Origin of the sequence: Oleiharenicola sp. Vm1, assembly GCF_047777955.1 — a bacterium.
Classification (GTDB): Bacteria; Verrucomicrobiota; Verrucomicrobiia; order Opitutales; family Opitutaceae; genus Didemnitutus.
Map to the genome: position 1 here is coordinate 115,497 of NZ_CP180537.1, position 24,238 is coordinate 139,734.

Consider the following 24,238-nt stretch of genomic DNA (forward strand, 5'->3'; position numbering starts at 1 on the left):
CGTGTCCTTGCTTGCCCCCGACAACCTCGTGCCCGCGCCGGCGGGCTACACCTCGAAGCACTGGCTCGAAGAATCCATCTGGGGACATCGACTTTGGTACCGCCAGACGCCCTGGCTGATCTTCCTCGAATTTCTCACTGTCGCGGCGGGTCGCGCGAAAGCGGGCCGGCCCTTCGGTTCCACCCCGCATCACACGCCTGATTCTTTTCCCGCCCGGCAGCGCCGCCTTCTACGCCACCTGCTTTACCGCAACGCGGAGATCGCGCGGTTTGCGGCAAAGGCGCGACCCGACGCGGAACTCTGGGATGCTTGGATCAAATATTTCTCGGAGCAACAAGACGAGGACAAGCAGATCGATGTATCGTTTCTGCGGACTCGGTTTGCTCGCTTTCGTGACTTTGCTTCGGCGGTCAAGCTGCTCCGCGAGACCACCGTTTATCCCGCCGGCACGGCGACCGAGGCGGCGAGCGAAAGGCGTTGGACCTCGTTCTTCATTTTCCCCTTCGGCGAACCCGCGATCTACGAGGATCTCGACGTGGATTTCGTGCGGGATGCGACCCGGTTCGGTCGCACCGGTGACATCGTCTATCAAATGCTGGCACGTTCGCAGCATGCCGCGAAGCTCAAGCCTGTCGTCGATGGTTTCCTCAACACGGATCGCCAAGTCTCGCGGCTGGTAGCGAAGTTGCAGGATCCCGGGGCGGACCAGTGGGCGCAAGAGGATCGGACGGGGTCCTACCTCCCATATAAGTTGCATCCGGCGTATGATCGCTTCGCCGAGGATTGGCTGAACATCCACCAGTTGAATCTCGCGGGCTACGACGCCTATCAGCACTATGTCACCTTAGCTGCGTTTCATGTTCTCCTCTATCATCTGGAGACGGCGGCAGCCTGGGCGAACTGGCCGCGCGTTCACTTTGTCTGCGAAGTGCTTGGTCCTCGCACCCCCGCGCGTCGGCTTTCGATCGAATCATTCCAACAAAACGAGGGCGCGACCATGTTGGCCCTCGCCGGAGCCTGGCAGCGCCTAGTAAAGGGAGCGGAATTCCAAGCCATGTGGACGGGCACACAGGGGTTGCCCGAAGAGGATCGGATTGGGGAGGCGCGGGATTTCCTCGATCGTCGTTTACGGCTCCCGAAAGAGGAGCACACCGTCGCCGGAACGCTCGAGGATCTGCTCGCGTCGATCTGGGCGAGCATCGAGTCGAAAGCGGAAGATAACCTGACGCTGCTCCACCGAGCGTACGGCCGCGCCTGCGGTCTGGTGTCCCGGCGAGGCGCGCGCCAATACCGTTACGCTCCCACCGACCTGTTCCTCAAGACCATCGTCCTTGCCACCGTGGACGGGCGGATGGAACTCCGGGAGTTTCTGCATCGGCTCTTCACGCGTTATCACCTCATTTTCGGCCCTAGCGAAGCAAACCTGGTTCGCGGCGATGCGGATTTCGAAGGCACCGTCTTCGAGAAAAACGCCCGCCGGCTTGAGGAGCGCCTGAAAAGCATGGGCATGCTGAATCGGCTATCCGACGGCGTCGCCTTCGTGGAGAACCCTCATCGTGCCTCCTGACCCAACAACCTTACCCCTCGTCCCCAAGCTCATCGGTCAGGTGGCGAGCCGCGCGATGCTACTCGATATTGGGAGCGCGTCGCCGGGCTCCGGTTTCGCGAAACTGGTCATGCACCAATTGACCGCGGACGACATGCTCGCGATCGCCCGCGCGGTCCTCGCGTGCGCGCCGCTGGCCGAGAAGGTGCAACTCGCGTTGCCTCGGCATCATTTCGCCGATCGCAGCGGATTGCCGGACGACGCCTTCAGCGATGATCCTGTTTCCATCCTTCGCAATCTCAAGTGCCCGAAGCCGGCGCGCTTGATGGCGCTAGTTGACGAAAGCCAGGCCCAGACCGTTGGCAACGTCAGCAAGATCAGCGGTGACAGCCTGCTCCGCAAGGATCTCGCCGCTGCTTGGGTGGATGAAGCGGTCAAACTTACGGGCGCCTCGTTGCCCGATGAGAATCTTCGCCTCCTGGAAGTAGCCTTCGCCGGCCTCGCGAGTACCGACCGCGCTTCACTCCGGGGCTGCGCCCACTACCTCCTCGAAACGGTCGCGGCGGCCACGATCATACCGGCGAAGAACGCGCTAGGCCGCGCACTCTGGTGCCTACGCGTCCCCAGCCTCGAGGACGCTTTCGCCACGATCAAGCACGTGCGGCCGTCCGATTTCCAGCGAGCGTTCCTCAAGCAATTCAAGAATAGCAGCTACCTTTCCAAACGTGGCCTGAACCAAGCGCCCTTCACCCGCCAAGCATTGGAAGCGATGTATGCCGAAACGGAAGCGCGGCTGACGGTGCCGGTCCGTGGTGCGGTGCGCGCCTTTATTGACAGCGACGACGGCTGGACGCCCGCGTCGGAAGCGCTCGCGCGCCTCGACTGGTCGGAGGTCAGGAAATTCTTCGAAGACAGCCCCAAATCGAAGACCCAGACCCTGGGCGAACGCACCGAGGAGATCTTCAAACTCCTTGATCCGGATCGCTTCGACCCCGATGACTGGGAGTATGTTCGCGACCTGAAAGTGCGCGGAGCGAACGCGCAACGGACGGAAGAAGACGCCGAATTTTATCACAAACGCATTCGTGAGATTCAGGAAGATTCCGGTCTGTCGGCCGCGTGGGAGCGATTCGTCTACGGCGGGGAGTGCAAATGCGATGATTTTCACATCGGTTTGCTCGAGTGCGCGCATCGCTTGCGGAAGGAACGCGACGCGCTGACCGCGCCGGTCGTTCTGGAGGTAATCGGTATCGAGTCAGAGAAACTCAAGCTCACTCGCAAGAACCCGCAAGCGTGCCGTTATTTCGAGACCAGGTACAAACACCTCACGAAAAGTCTGGCCGACGCTGTGCGCTTCCGGCGCTGCGAAGTGTTCCAATACTCGTCGATGGCCGCGGCGGCGAAAGGCAAGGCCAAGGCCCCGTCCGGTCGCAAAGCCGATCAGCTCACGTTTCGCGTCCGACTCGTGTCCAGCAAACGAGAAGACGAGTCGTCGAGCGAGATCCGGCTCGTCTGGGAATTTCAGCCCAAGTCTCTGCTCAACGGGTTTGCCGGTGACCTCGAGCGCCTGACCAAGTTCGCCGAGTATCGCAAAATCGCACCTTTGATCAGCTCGCTAGTCGAACTGAACGCAAAGAACGCGCGGGGAGGACAGCATGTGTTTTCCCTCTCTGATGTTTCGTCGTTACAGTCGCCGAAGCGTACCGAACTCGGCGCGTTGGTTCCGGCGCAAAAATCCGCCCCCAGCTTAGTGGACGATTGGCGCAGCGCATTGGAGACAAACCAGGCCAAGGGTTTCCTGACCGCGGAAACGGTGCAGCATCTCAGCCGTCTGTTTGACCAGTTCAGCGCCGCCTACACGGAGGCCGTGCGCGCGCTCCACCAATCGGAACTCGCGCATCAAGCGCTGGGCCTGCAAGCGGAGCGGTGGACTAGCCTGATGGCGATGATTGCCCATGAAGTGAAAGCGGAGACGCCGCGAAGCCAACTGCTTCGACCGTTGATCCGCATCGGTTTCGCCACGGTGCAAGATGCCGAACAAAACGTGGCGATTGCACTGGCCTGTCCCTGGCACCCGTTGCGAATGCAATCGCTCATGGGACGTGAATTTCGCTTCGCTCGCACGATCCGGCATCTGGTTCTCACCGAGCAGCTCGGGTTCAGCGACGTCTCCGGTGACCTCTTCCTCAAGGATGTGCAGCAGGATTTGGCGACGGCGGGTTTGCCCGAGGTGGGGCTTCTGTGGCGGGGGGAGGATTTCGTGCCGCTGGCGCAAAGCGACGAATTAGCCGACTACAGTCTGCTCGAGCCACCGACCGCGTCGCCGCAATCGCTTGCGACCACCAATGAAAATCCGGCACGCACCGCCGCGCAGATCAGCGATATCGTCAAATCGTACCTCGCCCTGCAGCCGCACGAGCGGGACAACCTCTCGATCGTTCTCTACAATTGCGATTCGAAGTCGCTGCCGCAGGCCGTGGTCGAATCGATCAGTGCAACCGACGATGAGGGCCCTAGCGACACCACCTGCCAGATCATTCTGACCCATCAGGATCGACGCATCCTCGCCGGGCTGTACGAAAGCATCGCCGCGCAAGATTCAGACGACGACGCCTTCTACGTCAGCGAAGCCTCGAAGGATTTCATGTCCCGGGTGCGCATCAACATTTCGGTGGATCACGGCGTCCCCGCCTCGACTTCGGAGGAGAAGGCGGCGGACATCGTGTTTTGTCAGGATGTGATTTCCCGGCACGCTGATCCCACGTCCGAGCCAGCGAGCCGCAGCGCCACGGCTTACGCCGCCAATCTCATCCTGCATCGTTGGGGCCGGAAGCGGCAATTGATCGCCGGCGACAACAGCTCCGTGGTGTATCTCACCTGTCCGGCGCAAACCCAAGCCGGCTGGCAGTACCTTCATTCACTCGGACTCATCGCCAAGCCCGACTACGCCGGTCGCGTATGGGAGGCGCACGATTGCCTCGTGCCGGCGCGCCGCTTGAATTTCGACAAACTCGAAACGACCCAGATTTTCCAGGACACCCACGCTCTCGGCAATTGGGTGGTCAATTTCGACGAGCTGTTGGATCGCCGCATTCTCCGACATCGCGACGTCATGGTAATCCGATACCGCCAGGCCTCGGTCGGACAGCGTAATTTGGTGATTTCCTCGAAGAGCAAGGACACCTTGCTCGTCGCGACCCTGCATCAAAAATTGGGTGCGCTGGTTTCGGCGGAGGTGGACGAAGCGGGCCGGGGCCGTCTTGTCACCCGGATGATCAGTGAAGCCAACGACATCTCCGGTAACCTCGTCCTCCGCGCCGCGCGCCGCGGGGCGAACGCCAACGAACTGATTGGCCTCGTCTTGAGTCGCCATCTGGTCCGTACGGAATTTCCGTCCGACCAGCCGATGTTCTGTTTTCTGCTCGATGACTACGCCGAATGGCTCGGACAGACGGAAGAGAGGGTGGCGGACCTGCTCGTGCTCGTGCCCCATGAAACGACCGAAGGGAAGCGCCTCGACGTCATTGTCACTGAAGCCAAGTTCGTTCGCTTTGAACAGGCGGCGGCCGCCGCGAAGGAATCCGGCCGTCAGCTCCGTGATTCCTTGAGCCTCTTCACGCGCGCGCTGGTCAATGAACCCGCCTGCGTTGATCAGGATCTGTGGCTCGACCGTCTTTCCGATCTCCTGCTGGAAGGCATCCAGAATCGCGGTCATAATCTCGACATTCTCGGCTGGCGCCGGGCCATCCGGGATCGCCAATTCAAGCTGAACGTCCGCGGCCACTCGCACGTTTTCATCCACTCGCCGCTGGAAATGGACGACGAAGGCGCAAAATTCACGGGCATCAAAGATTCGGACGGTGAACAAGAGGTGTTCAGCCGCCGAAATGTCCAGACTATCATCGCGAGCTTGATCGATGAGAAAAGGATCTCGGAAGTGTCGAAACTGCGCTTGGCGCTTTCCGGCCTTCCGCCATCGCGACACGCCTACCGCGCGTTGCCGGCCCCCCGAGCCTGGACGGACCAGAAGAACCTCCCGTGGCCGCGACGCCTGTGGAGCCGCCCCCCCCCGCACCCGCCCCGGCGAGTACTCCGGTCACCGTCGCTCCGTTGACATCACCCTCCGAGAAGAGCACCGGTAGCCCGATGAATCTACTCCCAGATTTGCCGGCGAGTTCGCGACCCGATCAAGCGGCCGAAGAGGCTTGGATTGAAGACACCACCCGCAAAATTCGGCACGCATTTCTGAAGCGCGAACTCTCCGCCGAGATCGTCCAGGCGAAGGGAACGCCGAATGCGCTGCTCCTCCATTTTAGAGGTTCGGATCGGCTTACGGTTGGATTGCTGGAAGCAAAGCTCGGCGAACTGCGCACCACCGATGGTCTGGATATCATCAGCGTTCGTCCCGGTTTGGGTGTCGTGATCGTGATGGTCGCCCGCCCGAACCGACTGACGTTGACCCTGCCGGACGCCTGGAAAAATTGGCACCCAAAGGCCGGCCCAAATACCGAGATCCTGATCGCGATCCAGGAGAACGACAATAGCCCGCTGTACCTTTCACCCTATCCGCAGCCCCACACGTTGGTCGCGGGAGCCACAGGCAGCGGCAAGTCGGTCCTGATTCAAACCATCATCCTCGGAATCGCCTCCACGAATTCGCCCGAAGAAGCGGAGGTGGTCATCATCGATCCCAAGCAAGGGCTCGACTACATGGGCTTCGAAAAGCTCCCGCATCTTACCAACGAGATCATCACCTCTCCGGATGATGCCCTCCATTCACTTTCTGAACTGGTGGCGGAAATGGAACGGCGGCTGCGACTTTTCCGCGAAAGCCGCGTGCAAAACATCGACGACTACCTCCGAAAAGGAAAGGAGGGCCTCCCGCGCCTTTGGGTCATTCATGATGAATTCGGCGACTGGACGCAGAACAAGGATTACAGTGATAAAGTCACGGCGCTTGTGAATCGGCTCGGCCAGATGGCCCGAGCCGCCGGTATCTATCTTATTTTTGCTGCCCAAAGACCAGATAACACGATCTTCCCAATGATCCTGCGTTCCAATTTGGGGAACCGTTTGATTTTGAAAGTTGATTCAGCGGGCACATCCGAAATCTCCGTGGGGATCAAAAATGCCGGCGCAGAGAAGCTTCTCAGCCGGGGGCATCTGCTCGCCCTGACCGGTTCCAGCCCGGAACTCGTTTACGCCCAAGTGCCCTATGTGGATGGGCCGACCGTCGAGCAGGTCGTCGCGCGCATCAACCAGAAGTACCCTCGCTGACCGGAGCGATGATCTACTTGGACAACAACGCCACGACGCGCGTCCTCGATTCCGTCGTGGAAGCCATGCGGCCGTATTGGAGCGACCAGTTCGCGAACCCCGCATCCGCCGGCGGAGAATTCGCCGGGGTCGCGCGCGCGGTTTCGTCTGCGAAAGCCCGATTGGCCCGCCGACTCGGCGCTGCCGAACCTTCGCAGGTGATCACCACCTCCGGTGCGACCGAGGCGAATAACCTCGCGCTGCTGGGTGCCGCGCGCGCGCGACCGCAACGTCGGCACCTGATCGTGTCCTCCATCGAACACCCGTCAGTTCTCGAGCCGGCCCGCTACCTAGAGTCCCTCGGCTATCGCATCACGTGGCTGCCGGTGTCGCGGTTAGGCGTGATCGATCCTACAGCTGTGACGGCAGCGTTATCCTGCGACACGCTGTTGGTTTCGGTGATGCTCGCGAACAACGAAACGGGGGTGTTGCAACCGGTGGGGAAGATCGCTGACGAGGTGAAACGCCACGATTCGGACGTGCTGGTCCATACCGACGCCACGCAAGCCGTCGGGAAGGTGGAGTTCTCACTTGATGGCGACCTCGCGGCCGTGGATCTCCTCTCGCTTTCCGCCCACAAATTTCATGGCCCGAAGGGCGTGGGCGCGCTTTTCGTGCGCGATGCCGGAACCGTCGCGCCGTTATTTTTTGGGGGCGGTCAGCAGGGTGGCCTCCGGCCCGGAACAGAAAATCCCGCGGGTCTGATCGGCATAGTTACGGCCTTGGAAGCGCTCTCGCCCGAGCGCTACAGCCCGGTTGAGCAGTTGCGCAACTCGATTGAAGCTCGGGTCCTGGCCTATTGGCCCGGCGCATTCGTGCTAGGAGCGGGCGCACCGCGGGTGCCCACTACGCTGGCGGTGGCACTGCCCGGCGTGAGAGGCAGCGAAGTGGTTGATCGCCTGGCCGCCGAGGGGATCGCAATTTCAACGGGCTCTGCCTGTGCGCACGGGGCGAGCAAACCATCACACGTCGCGCTGGCGATGGGACTCAGCCACGAGCAGGCGGAGGGCTGCATTCGAATTTCACTGGGAGTCGATTCGACGCCGACCGAGGAAGCGGAATTGCTTCGGCTGCTCGCGACTGTGTTCAACGATCTGTGGAGGGCATAAGACCGTTGCGGCGGGGGTCGGGCAAATCATCAAGGCTGGTTTTTGCCAGAAAGTCTGAAGGCCTCGTGCCAGAATGAATGGCACGAGGCTGCCGGACATACGCGATTTTGCGTGAAGCTTTCGCCAAATTGAGCCGCCAACGACGTATGTCATGCCAATTTGATCGGCCACCACCGGCGCCAAGCTGTCTGTGAAAACATTCCTCCTTGGTCGGATAAAACTTGGCGTGCGGGAGCACGAGGCCGACCAGAAGAAGTTCTACAACGTGACCTTCACCCGGACGGACGACGTCTATAGCTGACGTAGTCTGGGGTCGCCGACTACGTCAGCGGGATAGTGCGGGCACGAGCCTGGCGGGAGGTATCCCAACCGCACATGTGGACTGAGAGTGCCGGTGCTACCGCGGTAGCAGAGATAAGCGCGCTTGCGCAGCGCCTTGCTCCAATCGGTGATGAGGTCCACCGCGAGACCGACTGCTGTTGATGCCAACACCCCATTGGACCATACGACCTGCGGATTGATGCCAGCATCGCCATACCGCGCTGCCTCGCGCGCCAGCGAAGCATCATCGAGAAACCCCATGCACGTCATGCATGGTTCCCCGGGCATGGAGAGAATCACCTGTCCGGAAATCTCGGGAGCGGCGCCATCAAGCACGAGAACATCCATACCGATATCGATGAGGGGAATCATGTAGCGCCGTGCGCCGGGAATTTCTTTCCCCTTTGCCTACTAAGGTTCGGCTCTGGGAACCTGCAGCGGCAAAGTTTACAGACTGGCGAAGCCTGCTTGTTGCGCGAAGCGGACCAACTGCGCCGAGCTATGGAGTCCGAGTTTCCGCATGATATCAGAGCGGTGTTTTTTCGCCGTGATGATCGTGAGATGCAGCCTGGCCGCCACTTCCGCATCGGTGAGCGACACTGCGATATGACGAAGAACTTCTTCCTGTCGCGGAGTGAGGACCTTATCGAAGGAAGTTTGATTGCGGACACGTTGGTCGATCATGCGAGTGAAAGCTGGACTGCGGTAGCGCTGGCCATCGCGCACTGCTGCAATCGCGCGGCCGAGTTCCTCAATGGCGCCGCTTTCTTCTTCAATGACGGCTTGGGGTGCGAGTTGGGCGAGCTTGTAAGCGGTATATTCGGTTAACTTCGAAACACACACGATAACGCGTGCCGCCGGCTGCGCGCGGGCCAACGCTGGGAGCAAGTCGACACATGAGAAGCTCCCTGGAGCGGCGCCGACAATCGTCACGTCAGATTCGCGCTGTAGTAGCAGCGCAGGAACTGCGTCGCGGTCGATAGTGCAGAGCACGACGTCGCATTGCCAACAGCGCTCGCAACATTGCGCCAACAATTCCGCGAGGAGCCGGTTGGGATGGACGATCGCGATTCGGGCAGCAAAGCGCAGCGGCTTGCCAGCTTGGGCGGCGAAGCACGGCGACGATGAAACCTGAACTCCCGGGCAGAAAGTCACTCGATCGAATTTCGTGACGCTCCTGCAGTGTAGCCCGGGGTCGTGCAACGGCGCCGACTTCCACAAAAAGCGAAATCTGCGATCTCGGCAAGAGGCCGCCGTTGAATCCTCGTTAAAGCACCGAAAAAAACGGCGCGCGGCGGTCCGTTGCGGCACGCCCTCATTTCTAATCAGAGGTTTCCCCCATGCGCTTCTTCATCGTGCGGCTTCTGCGAGTAGCAGTCCCAACCGTCATCGCGTTTTCGATGCTCAGCTCTTCGCTCGGCCTTGCAGCCGACACCGGCGAACGACCTGGGGCCGTGGTCTCACCCACCAACGCTCGCGCCGTCCAAAAGGCGCGTAAGGAAAAATCCCGAGCCGATTTGTTGTCGGACGCCGATATTGCCGCGTCTCTTCAGCGCGCCAATCCGGAGCGTGGCGATGCCGCTCAACTCAAATACAAGGAGGCCCGCGCGCGGTTGGCAGCCGCCTTGTTGTCGAGCGAACCGGCGTCAGCCGACGTGCTGGCGCTGGGCCGCGCGGTGCGCGCGGACGAAAAGCAGCCTCCGAATGCGCGCATCGAGATCGCTCGCTTGGTCGAGTTGAATCGACGCAAGGTCATGAAGTTTTCCGGCAAGGCCGATTGGCTGCGCGAGCGCGAGGCCATGGCGCGGCGCCTGATCCGCGAATTCCCGGACCAAGCGCAGGTTTATGATGAATTGCTGGCGGTGGCTCAGCTCAGCGCCCGCGCGCGCGCGTTGGAGCTGGCGCGGGAAATCGCGGTCAGCCCCGCGTCGCCCCGCGCCAAACAAGCAGCGCAGGCGTTGCAGGCGCGGCTCGCCGCGGAGCAGCAATTCGCCGTCGCGTTGGATGGAGTTCCCGGCGCGGCTCCGCTCGCCGCCAAGGTAAAGGGGAAGGTGGCGCTGTTCTATACTTGGCGACCTGAAGATTCGCGGAGCATCGAGCTGGCGAAGGCGTTGAACGGGACGGCTCCCAAGGATGCGCTCGTTTTCGGAATCAACCTCAGCATCGACGCGGCTGCCGCGACGAGAAGTGCAGCCGAAAATTCGCTGCCGGGAGAGCAGCTCTATGCGGCGCGTGGTTTCGATAGCCCGGCGGTGCGTAAGCTCGGATGGGCCGAGGAGGAACTGCTGATCGCTGTCACCAAGAACGGGGTCGTGCTCGATTTATCGCGGGAAAAGGACCGGGCCGCCGCACTCGCAAAACTCAACTGAAGCGCGCCATGAAATCTCTTCGTCTCACCCTCGGGTTAATCTTCTTCGTCGCCACGCTGCTGTCCGCTCGCGCGGTTGACGCCTATTTCACGTCGGTGCCCAGCTCTGCCAATGCAGGCGAGAGTTACTACGTGGCCGCCGAAGCCTACGGCGACAACGGCGCCGACATCACCATCTACAAGAACGGCAACTACTTCAATTCCGCGGGTGGGTATCCGGGCGCTTCAACCGGGGGATGGACGGCCGATTCTGGACCGCAGACGGTTACCTTCATGGCCGACGGTTGGGACTGGGAATGGGGCAATGACGACTACGATTGGGCCTACGTCACCATCAACGCCGGGCAGTCGAATCAGAACCCAATCGCGACGGTCACGGTAGACGGATATTTGAACGGCGGCACGGCGCTACGGCCCTACGGCGGAGGCATCAATGTCACCGTGCGTTATCACGCGACCGACGGGGACGGTAACCTCTCCGGCATCCGTCCGCAGGTCTGGAGCCCGGACGGAAATCTCAACAACAACGGCGGCAGCTTCGTCTCCCAAAGTGGGTCTTCAGGCGAGGTCGTCTGGACCGTGAACCTGAATCAGAGCGGCAACTGGTATTTTTGGGCCGATGCAACCGACACTACGATCTCCCCCGATTACGTGGATTCGGGCTCTTGGGGGAACGGTTTTCGCATCAACGTCATTCAGGACGCGGCACCCGCCCAAGCGCCGAGCGTTTCGCTCAACCAGCCGGCGAGCGATATCACAATCTCCGTCGGCACCAACGTGACGCTGCAATCCTACGCGGAAGACTTTTCACGTCCGTTGACCACGCACAATATCGATATTCAGAAACCCGATGGCACGTGGAATTGGTATGGTGGGTTCGCCTATGGTGAGCCTTACATGGGCGGTCCCGTCGGGCCTGATGCCCCCACTACGTCGACCCGGTCCCCCGGCTTCACGTTCAATGAAGTAGGCACGTGGTATGTGCGGTCCTATGCGGCCAACAGCGCTGGATTGAGCACTCAATCGGTGACTCGAACGATCACCGTGCTCGCTCTGCCGCAAAGCAGTGTGTCGATCTCGCCTTCGTCGCAGACCATCAATGCCGGCCAAAGCATCACGTTTAACGCCTCCGGCGGTAACGGCAATGGTGCCTATACGTGGGGTGGCGACGCGAGCGGCACCGGTGCTTCGACCAGCGTGACCTTCAACACGGCTGGAACGCGCACGGTCACGGTTTACCGCGCGGGCGACAGCACCTATTTGCCATCGAACACCGGTACCGCGACCATCACGGTAAACGCCTCTCAATCTACCGTCAGCATCTCGCCGAGTTCGGCTTCCGTGACTGTCGGGCAAAGCGTCGCCTTCAGCGCCTCGGGGGGCGCCGGCACTGGCGCGTTCGTCTGGGGCGGCGACGCCACGGGCACCGGCGCGTCGCAAACGGTGACGTTCAATAACGTCGGCTCCCGCACCGTGACGGTCTACCGCCAGGCGAGCCCTGGCTATGCCCAGTCGGCTACCGCGACCGCCAGCATCAGCGTGGCTGCCGCGCCGCCGGCCGGCATTTCGCAGCACCCGCAAAGCCAGACTGCTACCACCGGATCCACCGTTACGTTCAGTGTCACGGCAAGTGGCGGAGGGACCTTGTCCTATCAGTGGCTCAAGAACGGCACGCCTATTCCCGGAGCGACGAATGCCACGCTGATTCTGTCCAACGTGCAGATGTCTGACTCGGCGGGCTACAGCGTCACCGTCACGAACAATGGCACGCCGGTAACGAGCAACGTCGCCTGGCTGCCGATCGCCACCCTCGAAGGCGGCGGCAACGCTTCGTCGCCGAGCGCGGCCAACCGTTCGCCGGTCGCTCCAGGTATCGTATCCACGATAGTTGGCGGCAGCGGTTACGACATCGCCACCGGCAGCGTCCATCGTGTGATCCGCGACTTCCAGGTAACGGGCTCGGTCGGAGCCTATCCGCTCGAAATGACCCGCACCTACACGACAACGTCGGGTTGGAACTACAGCTTCGTTTGGACGGCGGAGGAACTCGTCGATAATTACTTTATCCAGAACCAGAGCCTCGCCGGCAGCTCGCAGCAGTTCATCAACGTGCGCACGCCGGAAGGCCAGTTCCTGCACTTCGATGCCAACGAGGCCGGCTGGCCGACGGAGTTCTGCCAGACCTTCGACGGCACTCGTGTCGCGATCGTGCGCGATCCGGCGACCAAACGCGTCAATGCGATCGCGCTGCACTTCCCGGACGGCGGAACGCTGATGATGGAAAAATGCGTCGATTCCGGCCAGGTGCGCAAGTTCCGCGCCTCCTACCTCGTGGACCCGTTCGGGCTCGTCACCACCTTCAACTACAACGGCAACACGACGACCCTGCTGCCCTACCAAGTCACCGACGCTTCGGGTCGATACCTTCGCTTCACCGGGGCAAGCGAGGCCAGCATCACGCGCGTCGAAAGCAGCGACAACAAATGGATCCAATGGAGTGGGGCGACCGCGCTCAGTTACTGGGACGGAACTTCTGCGGCTTATAGCGCTGGAAACATCGATACCGATACAATGTGGGTGCGCTTCTCCGATGTGCGGCAGACCTCACCGATGCGAAACGTCGAATACGTTCTCAAGCGCTACGGCTTTGGCGCTACGGGGAATCTTCTCCTGCATCCGGAAGAGCCAATCGTTTGGGAAGTCATCCGCGAGCGCACCTTTGTGGCGGGCGACGCGGCAGACGCCGGAGTGCTGGTTTCCACCCGCACGGTTAACGCCCGCCAGCAGACGATCGACGGCGTGGGCACAGTGGCCACGGGCCCGGCAATCGACGTCACCGAGATACGCGGTGATGGCGCGACGCGCAATTTCACCTTCGGATCCGGCGGCGGCAAGATGTCCTCGGCCACCGACTACCGCGGCAACCGCACCTACTTCACCACGTGGTATAGCAACGTCCCGACCGAAATCAAAGACGCACGCAACAACATCACGAACATCGAGGCCACCGGATGGGGGCAGATTTCCAAGATCACTTATCCGCTCACGGAAGCCGGCCAGTCGACCCGCGACTACCGCCAGTATTCGTGGACCGGACGGTTTCTCACCGGCGAGCGCGACGAGCGCGGCAATTGGACCTACTACGACCGCGACAGCCAGAACCGCATCTGGCGCATTCGCTACGCCGACAACAGTTCCGAGGAATTCGTCTTCAACAGCCTGAATCAGGTGAAGGAACACAAGCTGCGCCGCAACGCCGGCGTCACCCGCTCCGAATACTGGGTTTACGACGCGACCACCAAGCTTCCCACCACCTACTGGCCGGCCAGCGATTCCGGTCCGGCGGTCGATGGTAATGGTCCCGCAACGCAGTCCAAACCTCACTTCAGCTACAGCTACTACTCGACCGGTCCCCAGACCGGCCTCCTCTATACTTCGACGGATCCGCGGAACTACCCCACCACTTACGCGTATTTTTCGAGCGGACGATTGCAGACCGAGACCTTCGTCGACACCTCGACCCGCTCCTACACCTACGACAACTGGGGCAACCGGCTCACCGTTACCAACGAGCGCGGCAAGACCACGACCAACACCTACGACAACTACAACCGCCTACTCACGGTCACCGATCCACTCAACAAGCCGCCCACCACCTACGACTACACGCCAAGCCGCGACGCCACGAAGTCGCCCTATTCCCACGTCTCGTCTGCGATCCGTCGCACCACGTTCCCGACGGCGCGCAAGAACGCCTTCAAATACGACGACGACTACCACGTCACCGAGGAAGTCCGCGCCGAAGGCACGGCGGACGAAGCCAAGGTCAGCATGACCTACGATGCCGTCGGCAATCTCGAGACCCGCACCGAGCAGGTCGAAGTGGTCTCGGGCTCGATGACCACACGCGCCACGACCTACGTCTACGATGCGCGCAATCGCAAACGCGAGGAACAGGCGCCGCTCAGCCGCACCACGAAGTGGCTGCTCGATGCCGCCAGCAACGTCACGAAGATCACCTATCCGGACAACACGTTCGTCACGAAAACCTACAACGCGATGAACCAGCTCGAGTCGGCCACCGACGAGCGCAGCCACACCACCGGCTACGCCTATCATCTGTCCGGATTGCTCAACACGATCACCGACCAACGATCGAACGCCTACACCCATACCTACGATGCGGTCGGACGCATCGCCTCTCGTGTCTATCCCGGCTCACCCACGACCCAGGAGCAGTGGGACTACGACGACGCCGGCAACGTGTGGCACTACACGAATCGCTCGGGCAACGTGCAGACGTTCGCCCACAATAACCGCAACCGTGAGACTTCGCGGACTTGGAATGACGGCGTCACCCCGGCCGTTTCGACCGACTACTACGCCGACGGGCTCGTCTGGCATCGCAGCAATTCCGCGGCCGCGCTCACGAATACCTACGACGACGACGGAAGGCTGCAAACCCAGAGCCAGAACGTAACCGGGCGCGGCACGGTGATTCTGACCCTTGGCTACGATGACGACGGCCGGCGCAACAGTTTCATCGCTGGGACGGGCCAGCAACTTGGCTACCAATACAACGGTCGCGGCGAGCTGCAAAATGTGCGCCTCGGCGATGCGACGACCGGCACGTTGTTCGCAAACTACGACTATAACCTCGCCGGCCAGCGCCGACACCGCACGGCCGGCACGGTCACGACGGAATACAAATACGATGGCGCGGGCCGCCTAAATTACCTCCACGCCGCCAATGTGCTCCGGCAGGACTTTGGCCACGACGCGCGCGATCGCCGCAAGTGGACGGTGCGCGACCAGAATCTCGGCGACACTTACACGTGGTTCGACGACAGCCAGCTCAACGTCTACCGCCACTCTGTCTCGCGTCCCGACCTGAACTTCAACAACCCCGCGGCGTTCACCGACACCTTCGACTACGACGCCGCGGGCAATCGCACGAGTTGGAACGAGAACGGCACCACGACGACCTACGCCGCCGCCAACGCGCTGAACCAATACACGACGATCACCGGTCCGAGTGGTGGCGCCATCGCGCACAACGACGGGCGCGGTAACGTGACGACTTGGGGTGGCCAGTCCTTCACCTACGACGCCGATAACCGGCTCATCACCGCCTCCGCTACCGGCCTCACGCTTTCGTTCGCCTACGATCCCGACGGCCGCTTGGTGAAGGTCACGAAAAACGGCACCTCCGAATACCGCTACTACGATGGCGCGCAGTGCTTCCTGCGCTTTGATAGCGTTGGTAACATCACCGATTGGACCGTCTGGGGCCCGACGCCCGACGAGGTCATCGCACGGCAGACCGGCGGCGCCTGGCAGTATTATCACCAAGACCAGATCAACAGCGTCTACGCCGTCACCAGCGCCGCTGGCCTAGTGCTCGAGCGCTACCTCTACGATCCGTTCGGCGCCCCCGCCATTTACGATGCCAACTGGTATGGTCGCGCTGCGACCGTCATCGGCAACCCCTGGCTCTTCACCGGCCAGGAATGGCGCGACGACCTCCAGCTCTCCAACTACAAGGCCCGATGGTATCAGCCGACGCTCGGGCGTTTCCTCCAGACCGACCCCGTGCGCTTCGATGCCGGCGACGTGAATTTATACCGCTATTGTGGAAACGACCCCCTGAATAAAAATGATCCAGAAGGAAAATTCATTGCTCAAGCCATCGGCGCGACCATCGGCGCGGCCATCAATGCCTACCAAAATTATGATGCCTTCAAATCGGGGAAGATGGGGAAATTGGAGTATGCCGCATCAATAGCTACTGGTGCTGCATACGGAGCGCTTGCTACAGTTGCTCCCACCGTGGCTGGCGCAGCCCTCTTGGGCGGCGCGGCAGCAGCTGCGAATTCTGTGACCAACGATGCTCTTTCGGGGAAGGAAAAAATCGACACTAAAGCAGCGTTGGTGTCGGGAGCATTGGGCACAGCTAGTGGTGGAACTGCCGCAATTTTGGGTAAGGCGGCCGGGTTTCTGAACACCGCAAAAGATCCGATTGGAAAGGCAGTCGGAGAAGGACGGGCCATTCTCAATTTGCGCGAAAAGGTGGGCATTGTCGCCGACGCGGCGGGGAATGTCGCCACTACCGCCATGCAGAATCAAAAGGAGGAAAAGATTCCAGTCGTGAAGACGAACACCGACACGCCTCAGACACCGGGTTCAGGAGCCGTGGAGTTCAAGCTCGATTTCACGCCACGAAAATGAATAATATTCTCATGAAAGAAATTTTTATCGGCTTTGGCGTTTTGGGCGCTGTGGCCTCTTTGTTTGTGATATTCCGAGGTCTGAAACGGCCAATAGGACGATTTTCTTTTACGGAGCTTCTTATTCGTGAGCGATCTTCGGGACAGCAATCGGGAGCCCAAATAATCGGCGAAGGGATATTGGGTGCCGTTTGCTCCGGAGTATTGATTATTCTTTCTATGTTATATCTTAAATAGATTTCGCGGCGGAATGTCAGAGACGTCAGGTTGACTCTTGGAAAATAATCTTGCACCGCGGCTTTGTGGGCCATGCTGCGACTATTCCGAGTGGAGTAACGGGCAGGCGTGTTACGACGTGATTAACCGTTGAAACTCCGCCTACCGGTGCACGCGCCCAAAGGTGCTGCCGGGGTAGTTGGGAAACGCTTCCTTGTGTCCTGAGAATGGACGGCCGACATGTGGTCTCGGCGCAGCAGGCAAGAAGTGATGTCGTGTTTTTCAGATCATCCTCGACCGTGGTGGCGGCGAAAAGCACGATACGGCGTCCCGGCCTTTTGAAAACCGCGCCACGACGTGGCGTCCGCAATGGCATGCCCCCAGAGAAAAACCACGAGGAAAACGACATGATGTGGTGTCCATCCGGGCTCTCCGCGGCGTAACTTTACCAAAACGAGCTTCAGGCTGAAAACCCGGAATCGAATTCTCAATCCAATTGAGTAGCGACGACTGCTTGACGGGCAGGTAGAGCTGTTCCTCGTCGCTGTCGTAACCAAGTGTTTCTAGCGCATTCGCACAACGACATCCTGAAATTCCAGCGGCACGATTTCGCGTCCGACTAAGAATATTAGTTGCGAGATCTCGCAAAAAAAAGCCGCAGCGCGTGCTGCGGCTTGATGATTCTAGCAGGCAACTAGTCTGCGATTTCCCCGGTGGCCGACTCTCCGCCCTTGATGTGGGCTTTTTCTAATATCGCGGCCTTGATCTTTTCCGCGACTGCCGGGTTCTGCTTCAGCGCTTCCTTCGCCGCTTCGCGTCCTTGGCCAACGAGTTCACCATTGAAGGCGATCCACGCACCCTTCTTTTCTAGCACTTTGTGCTCCAATCCTAGGTCTAGTAACGAAGCCGTGGCCGAGATGCCCTCGTCATACATGATGTCGAATTCGCACTCGGTGAACGGCGGCGCCACCTTGTTCTTCACGACTTTGATCTTCGTGCGGTTGCCGATGACCTTACCGTCGGGTGTCTTGAGCTGGTCCTTGCGGCGGATGTCGAGGCGGACGGACGCGAAGAATTTCAACGCGCGCCCGCCGGAGGTCGTCTCGGGGTTGCCGAACATCACGCCGATCTTCTCGCGAATCTGATTCGTGAAGATGCACACACAGTTGGTCTTCGAAACGACGGCCGTGAGACGGCGCATCGCCTGCGACATGAGGCGCGCCTGCGCACCGACGGTGGCGTCGCCCATCTGGCCGTCGAGTTCGGCCTTGGTGGTGAGCGCGGCGACGGAGTCGAGGATGATAACGTCGATGGAGTTCGAACGGATGAGCGTCTCCATGATGTTCAGCGCGTCTTCACCGGAGTCGGGCTGTGAAACGAGGAGGTCATCGAGGTTCACGCCGACGATCTTCGCGTATTTCGGATCGAGCGCGTGCTCGACATCGATGAAGGCCGCAAGGCCGCCGCGGCGCTGCGCTTCGGCGATGACGCTCAAACAGAACGTGGTCTTACCTGAGCTCTCTGGCCCGTAAATTTCCGTTATACGCCCGCGGGGGATCCCGCCGACACCGAGGGTGAGGTCTATGGCAAGCGAACCAGTCGAAAGTGTCTCGACCTTCATCTTGGCGTTGTCGCCAAGGCGCATAATGGATCCTTCACCGAACTGCTTCGTGATGGAGGAAACGGCGAGTTCGATGTTCTTATCACGTGCCATGTTTGCAGGCGTGATGGCCGACTTCGGCTCGGCTTTGGGGGATTTTTCGGCTTTGGACATGTTAAAAGGTATGGATTTTCAGTTATGCCATACCAATTGCGCTCATTCTGGAAGGAGCGTAAGTATGGCTTTTGAGGGCTGAGAGGATTTCGATGATGCGGCCCTTGGGCAGGCCGCCGACGCCGAGCATGAGGTCGATGGCGAGGGAGCCGGTCGAGAGCGTCTCGACCTTCATCTTGGCGTTGTCGCCCAGGCGCATGATCGAGCCTTCGCCGAACTGCTTCGTGATGGACGAGACGGCGAGGTCGAGGTTCTTCTCGCGCGCGACGATCGCGGCGGAGGGGGCGGGCTTGGCTTCGGCTTTGGGGGACTTATCGGCTTTGGACATGGAGGGAGTGGGTGAGGGAAAGACGTTAACAGGTCAGGTTGACAGCAGTATGTCAGGAGACTTTCGGCGCCGCGCCGCACGCCGCAAGCGCGGAGTCGGGAAAATAATCGCTCCAATTGAAGCGATCCGCAGGGTTGACTCCCGCGCTCAACTCGTCGGCGCCGCCGGCTTGAAGCCGAAGGCGAACCACACCGCGAGGAAGATCAGCGCGAGGCTCACGGCGTAGTTCCAGCGCAGCTTCTCGCCGAGCACCAGCCAGGCGAAGCCCACGAACACCACCAGCGTGATCACCTCCTGCAGGATCTTCAGCTCGTAGCCGGTGAATTTGCCGTAGCCGAGCCGGTTGGCGGGCACCATCAGGCAGTATTCGAAGAACGCGATGCCCCACGAGATCGCCACGGTGATCCAGAGCGGCTTGTCGTGGAGATACTTCAGGTGGCCATACCACGCGAAGGTCATGAAAATGTTCGAGATGGCGAGGAGGACGACGGTCGTCATGCGCGCGCATCATGCTTCCGCCGCGGGGTCCTGCAAGCGGACAGAGGCCTCGCCCCGCCCGCCGCCGGCGGCTCATTCCGTCAGCGTGTAGACCGCGAACGACGAGAGCCAGTGGGCGCGATGGAAGTCCTCCTCGTCCAGCAGCGGCAGCGCGGCCTGGTAGTGCGCGAGCGCCGCGGCGTTGGCGAAGGTCCGGCGCGAGTCGTCGGCGGGCAAAATCGCCGCCAGCCGGCGCCAGACCCAACCCCGGTTCAGGTTCAGGCCGATGAGATGCGCGATTTTCGGGTCGTGCGGATCGCTCACAGGCGCGGGCTTCAGCAAGTTCGCCGGATCGCCGTGCGCGAGGCGGGGCAGGAATTTCCCGAACCACACCAGGAACTGCTCGCGCGGCAGGATGCGCGCCATCAGCCCGGCCTCGGTCAGGCAGGGGGAGAAAAAATCCTCGCCCGAGGGCTCGTAGTGCGCGGGGTAGTCGACGTCGTGCCCGAACCAGTAGGCCGAGCGCGCGGTGCAGAGCAGCTTCAGCTGCTGGTCGTCGTGCGCCCGGGCATGCCCGAGGGCGAGGGCGACGGCCACGGCGGTGTTGCCGTGCACGCCGTTGCGGACCGGGTGCGTCAGGCTGCGCAGGTAGCGCATGAAGCCGTCGCGGATGAGATCGACGAGCGGGTCCAGGTTCTCCGCCAGCGCCGCATCGTAGCCGTTCATCTCCTGCGCCAGCTTGAGGAACCAGGCCCAGCCGTAGGGCCGCTCGAAGAACTGCCGCCCCGGCGCGCGGAAATACTCCGCCTCGCGCTCCATGTTCTCCCGCGTCAGGTGCGCGCGCAGCACGCGGTCGATCTCCGGCCGCTCCGGCAGGGCGGGGAACAGGAGCGCCAGCCGCACCAGCATCCAGTGCTGGTGCACGCACGAGTGCCAGTCGTAGCTGCCGTAGAACGCCGGGTGCAGCGCCCGCACCTCGAGGATGTCCTCGGGGCCGTTGATCATGTGCTGGAGCAGGTGCGGATACTCGCGCCGGACGTTGGCGAGCCCGAGCCGGGCGAACGCGGAGGCTTGCGACTGCGAGAGGGTGGGGAAGGCGTCGGGCACGGAGCGCGACGGTAGCCGCCAAAACTTTCAGTTGAAGAAGAAAACGCCCCACCTACATTGCGGCCGAGTTCACTCACACCCTCGCACCTCTCCACGAATGAAGATCAAAGCCTACCTGAAGCCGCACTGCGGTTGGTCCAACGGCGTCCGCGCCATCATGCGCAAATACAACCTGCCGTTCGAGGACATCGACATCATCAACCAGCGCGCCAACTACGAGGAGATGGTCCGCAAGTCCGGCCAGCCGCTCTCCCCCTGCGTCGAGATCGACGGCGTCATGCTCGCCGATGTCTCCGGCGAGGAAGTCGAGAACTACATGCTCGCCAACGAGCTGGTGAAGCCCACCAGCGCCTCGACCGACGTGAACACCAACGCCGGCTGCTCCGACGAGGAACACGCCCGCATGCAGGCCAAGCCCGTGCGCTTCTTCTGAGCGCCGCAAAACGCCCGCTTCCCCCGCACGCCGGCCGCCGCGCCGGCGTTTTTCTTTTCCGGCCCTGTCACAAAACCCGGGGCTGCCTCGTCCTGTGGATGACATGAAAACCACCGTCTCCACCGCCCCCCTCCACGTCGTCACGCCGCGCGGCTCCCACACCAGCGCCCCCGAAGTCCTCCAGGCCATGCTGGCGCTCTCCCAATCGCCCGCCGCCAACCTCCTCGACCGCGGCCTGCTCGACCTCGTGCGCCTGCGCGCCTCGCAGATCAACCGCTGCGCCTTCTGCATCGACATGCACCACCGCGACGCGAAGGCGAACGGCGAAACCGACGAGCGCCTCGTGCTGCTCCCGGCCTGGGCCGAGGTCTCCTGCTACACGCCGCGCGAGCGCGCCGCCTTCCGCTGGACCGAGGCGCTGACGCGGCTCGGCGACCACGGCGTCTCCGACGAGATCTTCGCCGAGGCCCGCGCCCATTTCTCCGAGAAGGAACTCTTCCACCTCACGCTGGCCATCGTCGTCATCAACGGCTGGAATCGCTTCAACGTCGCCTTCCACATCCAGCCCGGCGCCGCCGCCTGATCCCGCCATGCCCGCCGACCCCTCCGCCTTCGCCGCGCACCGCCGGCTGCTCTTCGACCTCGCCTACCGCATGCTCGGGCGCGTCGCCGAGGCGGAGGACGCCGTGCAGGAAACCTGGCTGCGCTGGCAAAAGCAGGACGCCACCGCGATCGACTCGCCGCGCGCGTGGCTCGTCGCCACGACCACGCGCCTGTGCATCGACCAGCTCCGCTCCGCCCAGCGCGCCCGCACCGACTACTACGGCGTATGGCTGCCCGAGCCGCTGGTGGAGAACCCCGCGCCCTCGCCCGCCGAATCCGCCGCACTGGCCGATTCGCTCACCATGGCGTTCATGCTGATGCTCGAGCGCCTCACGCCCGACGAGCGCGCCGTGTTCCTCCTGCGCGAGGTGTTCGCCTACGACTACGCCGACATCGCGCGCATCGTCGAGAAGAGCGAGGCCGCCTGCCGCCAGATCGTCAGCCGCGCCAAATCCCACCTCGGCCGCGGCGACACGCCGCCCGCGCCGCCGAGCGAGCGCGCGCAGCGCATCGTCCAGCAATTCCTCGCCGCCACCGCGAGCGGCAACGTCGACGAGCTCATGGCGCTGCTGACCGACGACGCCACGCTCTACTCCGACGGCGGCGGACGCGTCGTCGCCGCCGGCCGGCCGATCCACACCGCCGATCACATCAGCCGCTTCTTCGCCGGCATCCGCGCCAAGGAAGGACCGGCCACGCAGGCCGACCTGCGTTTCGTGCCCATCAACGGCCGGCCCGGCGCGCTCCTGTTCGTCGCGGGCCAGCTGCAGAACGCCTACTCGTTCGACCTCGCCGGCGACCGCATCCGCGCGATCTACGTCGTGCGCAATCCCGAGAAACTCCGCCACCTGCCCGGCCCGAACTAGGCGGCCTTCGCCGGGCGCGCCCGCAGCGCGCCGGCCACGCCGAGCGTCACCAGCGTGCCGATCAGCGTGAACCACGGCCAGAACACCTCGCCGCCGAACGTCGCCAGCCACCAGCCGCGCACCGCCGGAATGTTCGGCGGCCAGTAGAGCACGTTCATCACCGCGACCGACGCCAGCATGCCGACCACGACCGCCCGCGCGCCGACGCCGCGCGCGAACAGCGCCAGCAGCAGCCCGCCGAGCAGCGCGCCGCTCGTCAGCCCGCGCAGCGAAAACGCCGCGTTCAGCACGAACTGCACCTCGCGCGTCAGCCAGGCCACGCCGATCAGCACCGCCGCCCAGAGCACCGTCGAGCGCTTGCTCCACGCCAGCAGCGCCGCCTCGGTCAGCCGCGGCGCGAGCGGTTTCACGAAGTCCATCGTCGAGACCGACGCCAGCGCCGTCATCGCCGAGCTGATCGACGACATCGCCGCCGACAGGATCGCCACGATGAGGAAACCCTTCAGCACGTGCGGCACCTCCGTGAGCATGAACACGGGGAAGATGAAGTCGTTCGCCTTGATGCCCGGCCGCGTCTCCGGCAGCGGGATCTGCATCGGGTGCGACTGGTAGAACACCCACAGCAGCGCGCCCACGAGGAGGAAGATCAGGAACAGCGGGAAGATCACGACCGCGCTCAGCACGAGCGCCTTCCGTCCGTCGGCCACCGTGCGGCACGCCAGCACGCGCTGCACGATCAGCTGCTCCGCGCCGTGCGACGACAGCACGATCAACGTCCCGCCCAGCACGCCCATCCAGATGTTGAACGGCGCACCGAACGAGAACGCACCGTTGAACCACTCGAGCTTGCCGCCCGCCCGCGCGACCGCGAACGCCGCATCCCAGCCGCCCACGAGCGTCGGGATGTAGAGCAGCGCGAACAGTCCGCCCGCGAGAAACAGCCCGAATTGCACCGCGTCAGTCCAGATCACGGCCTTCACGCCGCCGACGTAGGTGTAGAGCAGCGACAAGCCGACAAAGAGCGCGATCGCGCCGAGGATCGGATCCACGAGCCCGCCGAAGCTGCACACCGTCTCGCCGAGCAGCAGCCGGATCGGGATGCACGCCACGTAGACGCGCACGCCCGCCGCCAGCGTTTCGAGAAACAAAAACAACCCACCCGCCACGCGCCGCGGACCGACGCCGAGGCGCTGCTCGAGCAGTTGATAGGGCGAATAGATTTCCCCGCTCAGGTAATGCGGCACCATCACCGCCGCCAGGATCACGCGCGCGATCACGTAGCCGATGATCATCTGCAGGAACATCAGGTTGCCGCCGTAGGCGATCGCCGGCACGCCGATGATCGTCAGCGCACTCGTTTCCGCGGCGACGATCGACAGGCCGATGCCCCACCACGGGATGTTGCGGCTGCCGAGGAAGTAGTCGCGCGTGTTCTGCTGATCGCGCCCGAACCACAGCCCGAGCGCCACGACGCCTCCGAGATAAAGCAGGATGATGGCCCAGTCGCCGGCGTTGAAAAAGGGGTTCATGCGGCGACCGCGATGCAG

Annotated in this window: 17 protein-coding genes; 10 read left to right on the forward strand and 7 right to left on the reverse strand. The window is 62.2% G+C overall.

Annotated features, from left to right (window positions below; translation table 11 throughout):
• Position 1: 1 nt before the first annotated feature.
• From ACMYLB_RS01315 to ACMYLB_RS01330, 4 genes are read left to right on the forward strand one after another with little or no spacing between them, the layout of a single operon-like run.
• A complete protein-coding gene (locus ACMYLB_RS01315) occupies positions 2–1,567 on the forward strand; it encodes a hypothetical protein (protein WP_415909189.1) in 1,566 nt (521 codons plus the stop codon).
• Complete coding sequence (locus tag ACMYLB_RS01320) at positions 1,557–5,660, forward strand: hypothetical protein (protein ID WP_415909190.1); 4,104 nt, start codon at positions 1,557–1,559, stop codon at positions 5,658–5,660. The genes ACMYLB_RS01315 and ACMYLB_RS01320 overlap by 11 nt, the downstream gene beginning before the upstream one ends.
• A gap of 32 nt (positions 5,661–5,692) precedes the next feature.
• Positions 5,693–6,823 (forward strand): FtsK/SpoIIIE domain-containing protein, encoded by a 1,131-nt coding sequence (locus tag ACMYLB_RS01325; protein WP_415909191.1) that lies wholly within the window; start codon positions 5,693–5,695, stop codon positions 6,821–6,823.
• 8 nt (positions 6,824–6,831) lie between these two features.
• Positions 6,832–7,971 carry a cysteine desulfurase family protein gene (locus ACMYLB_RS01330; protein ID WP_415909192.1) on the forward strand — a complete coding sequence of 380 codons (1,140 nt, stop codon included), beginning with the start codon at positions 6,832–6,834 and terminating at the stop codon, positions 7,969–7,971.
• A 291-nt stretch (positions 7,972–8,262) separates the two neighbouring features.
• On the opposite strand, the gene ACMYLB_RS01335 is transcribed toward ACMYLB_RS01330, so the two are convergent.
• The gene (locus ACMYLB_RS01335; RefSeq protein ID WP_415909193.1) at positions 8,263–8,664 is read right to left on the reverse strand and encodes a hypothetical protein; all 402 of its coding nucleotides are present in this window, start codon (positions 8,662–8,664) and stop codon (positions 8,263–8,265) included.
• 75 nt (positions 8,665–8,739) lie between these two features.
• Entirely contained in the window at positions 8,740–9,447 is a 708-nt protein-coding gene (locus ACMYLB_RS01340; RefSeq protein ID WP_415909194.1) for a response regulator transcription factor, read from the reverse strand.
• Between the two features lie 185 nt (positions 9,448–9,632).
• Here ACMYLB_RS01340 and ACMYLB_RS01345 point away from each other — a divergent pair, with 185 nt between their 5' ends.
• Genes ACMYLB_RS01345 through ACMYLB_RS01355 form a run of 3 tightly spaced genes read left to right on the forward strand, consistent with a single transcriptional unit; the run spans position 9,633 to position 17,124 of the window.
• Entirely contained in the window at positions 9,633–10,661 is a 1,029-nt protein-coding gene (locus ACMYLB_RS01345) for a hypothetical protein (protein WP_415909195.1), read from the forward strand.
• 8 nt (positions 10,662–10,669) lie between these two features.
• Positions 10,670–16,888 (forward strand): RHS repeat-associated core domain-containing protein, encoded by a 6,219-nt coding sequence (locus ACMYLB_RS01350; protein WP_415909196.1) that lies wholly within the window; start codon positions 10,670–10,672, stop codon positions 16,886–16,888.
• Positions 16,885–17,124 carry a hypothetical protein gene (locus ACMYLB_RS01355; protein WP_415909197.1) on the forward strand — a complete coding sequence of 80 codons (240 nt, stop codon included), beginning with the start codon at positions 16,885–16,887 and terminating at the stop codon, positions 17,122–17,124. Before ACMYLB_RS01350 ends, ACMYLB_RS01355 begins: the two co-directional genes overlap by 4 nt.
• A gap of 673 nt (positions 17,125–17,797) precedes the next feature.
• Here ACMYLB_RS01355 and recA read toward each other — a convergent pair.
• From recA to ACMYLB_RS01375, 4 genes are all read right to left on the reverse strand, one after another.
• Complete coding sequence (gene recA, locus ACMYLB_RS01360; protein WP_415911136.1) at positions 17,798–18,817, reverse strand: recombinase RecA; 1,020 nt, start codon at positions 18,815–18,817, stop codon at positions 17,798–17,800.
• Positions 18,818–18,899: 82 nt separating this feature from the next.
• The gene (locus ACMYLB_RS01365) at positions 18,900–19,205 is read right to left on the reverse strand and encodes a hypothetical protein (protein ID WP_415909198.1); all 306 of its coding nucleotides are present in this window, start codon (positions 19,203–19,205) and stop codon (positions 18,900–18,902) included.
• A gap of 147 nt (positions 19,206–19,352) precedes the next feature.
• Positions 19,353–19,703 carry a DMT family protein gene (locus ACMYLB_RS01370; RefSeq protein ID WP_415909199.1) on the reverse strand — a complete coding sequence of 117 codons (351 nt, stop codon included), beginning with the start codon at positions 19,701–19,703 and terminating at the stop codon, positions 19,353–19,355.
• 72 nt (positions 19,704–19,775) lie between these two features.
• Entirely contained in the window at positions 19,776–20,789 is a 1,014-nt protein-coding gene (locus ACMYLB_RS01375) for a DUF2891 domain-containing protein (protein ID WP_415909200.1), read from the reverse strand.
• A 97-nt stretch (positions 20,790–20,886) separates the two neighbouring features.
• Here ACMYLB_RS01375 and ACMYLB_RS01380 point away from each other — a divergent pair, with 97 nt between their 5' ends.
• The 3 genes from ACMYLB_RS01380 to ACMYLB_RS01390 all read left to right on the forward strand — a co-directional run bounded on the left by ACMYLB_RS01380 (position 20,887) and on the right by ACMYLB_RS01390 (position 22,691).
• A complete protein-coding gene (locus tag ACMYLB_RS01380) occupies positions 20,887–21,222 on the forward strand; it encodes a glutaredoxin family protein (protein WP_415909201.1) in 336 nt (111 codons plus the stop codon).
• Positions 21,223–21,325: 103 nt separating this feature from the next.
• Entirely contained in the window at positions 21,326–21,805 is a 480-nt protein-coding gene (locus ACMYLB_RS01385; RefSeq protein ID WP_415909202.1) for a carboxymuconolactone decarboxylase family protein, read from the forward strand.
• Positions 21,806–21,812: 7 nt separating this feature from the next.
• Positions 21,813–22,691 (forward strand): RNA polymerase sigma-70 factor, encoded by an 879-nt coding sequence (locus tag ACMYLB_RS01390; protein WP_415909203.1) that lies wholly within the window; start codon positions 21,813–21,815, stop codon positions 22,689–22,691.
• On the opposite strand, the gene ACMYLB_RS01395 is transcribed toward ACMYLB_RS01390, so the two are convergent.
• Positions 22,688–24,220, reverse strand: a complete 1,533-nt coding sequence (locus ACMYLB_RS01395; RefSeq protein ID WP_415909204.1) for a sodium:solute symporter family transporter — start codon at positions 24,218–24,220, stop codon at positions 22,688–22,690. The two genes, ACMYLB_RS01390 and ACMYLB_RS01395, sit on opposite strands and share 4 nt — an antisense overlap.
• Positions 24,221–24,238: the final 18 nt, after the last annotated feature.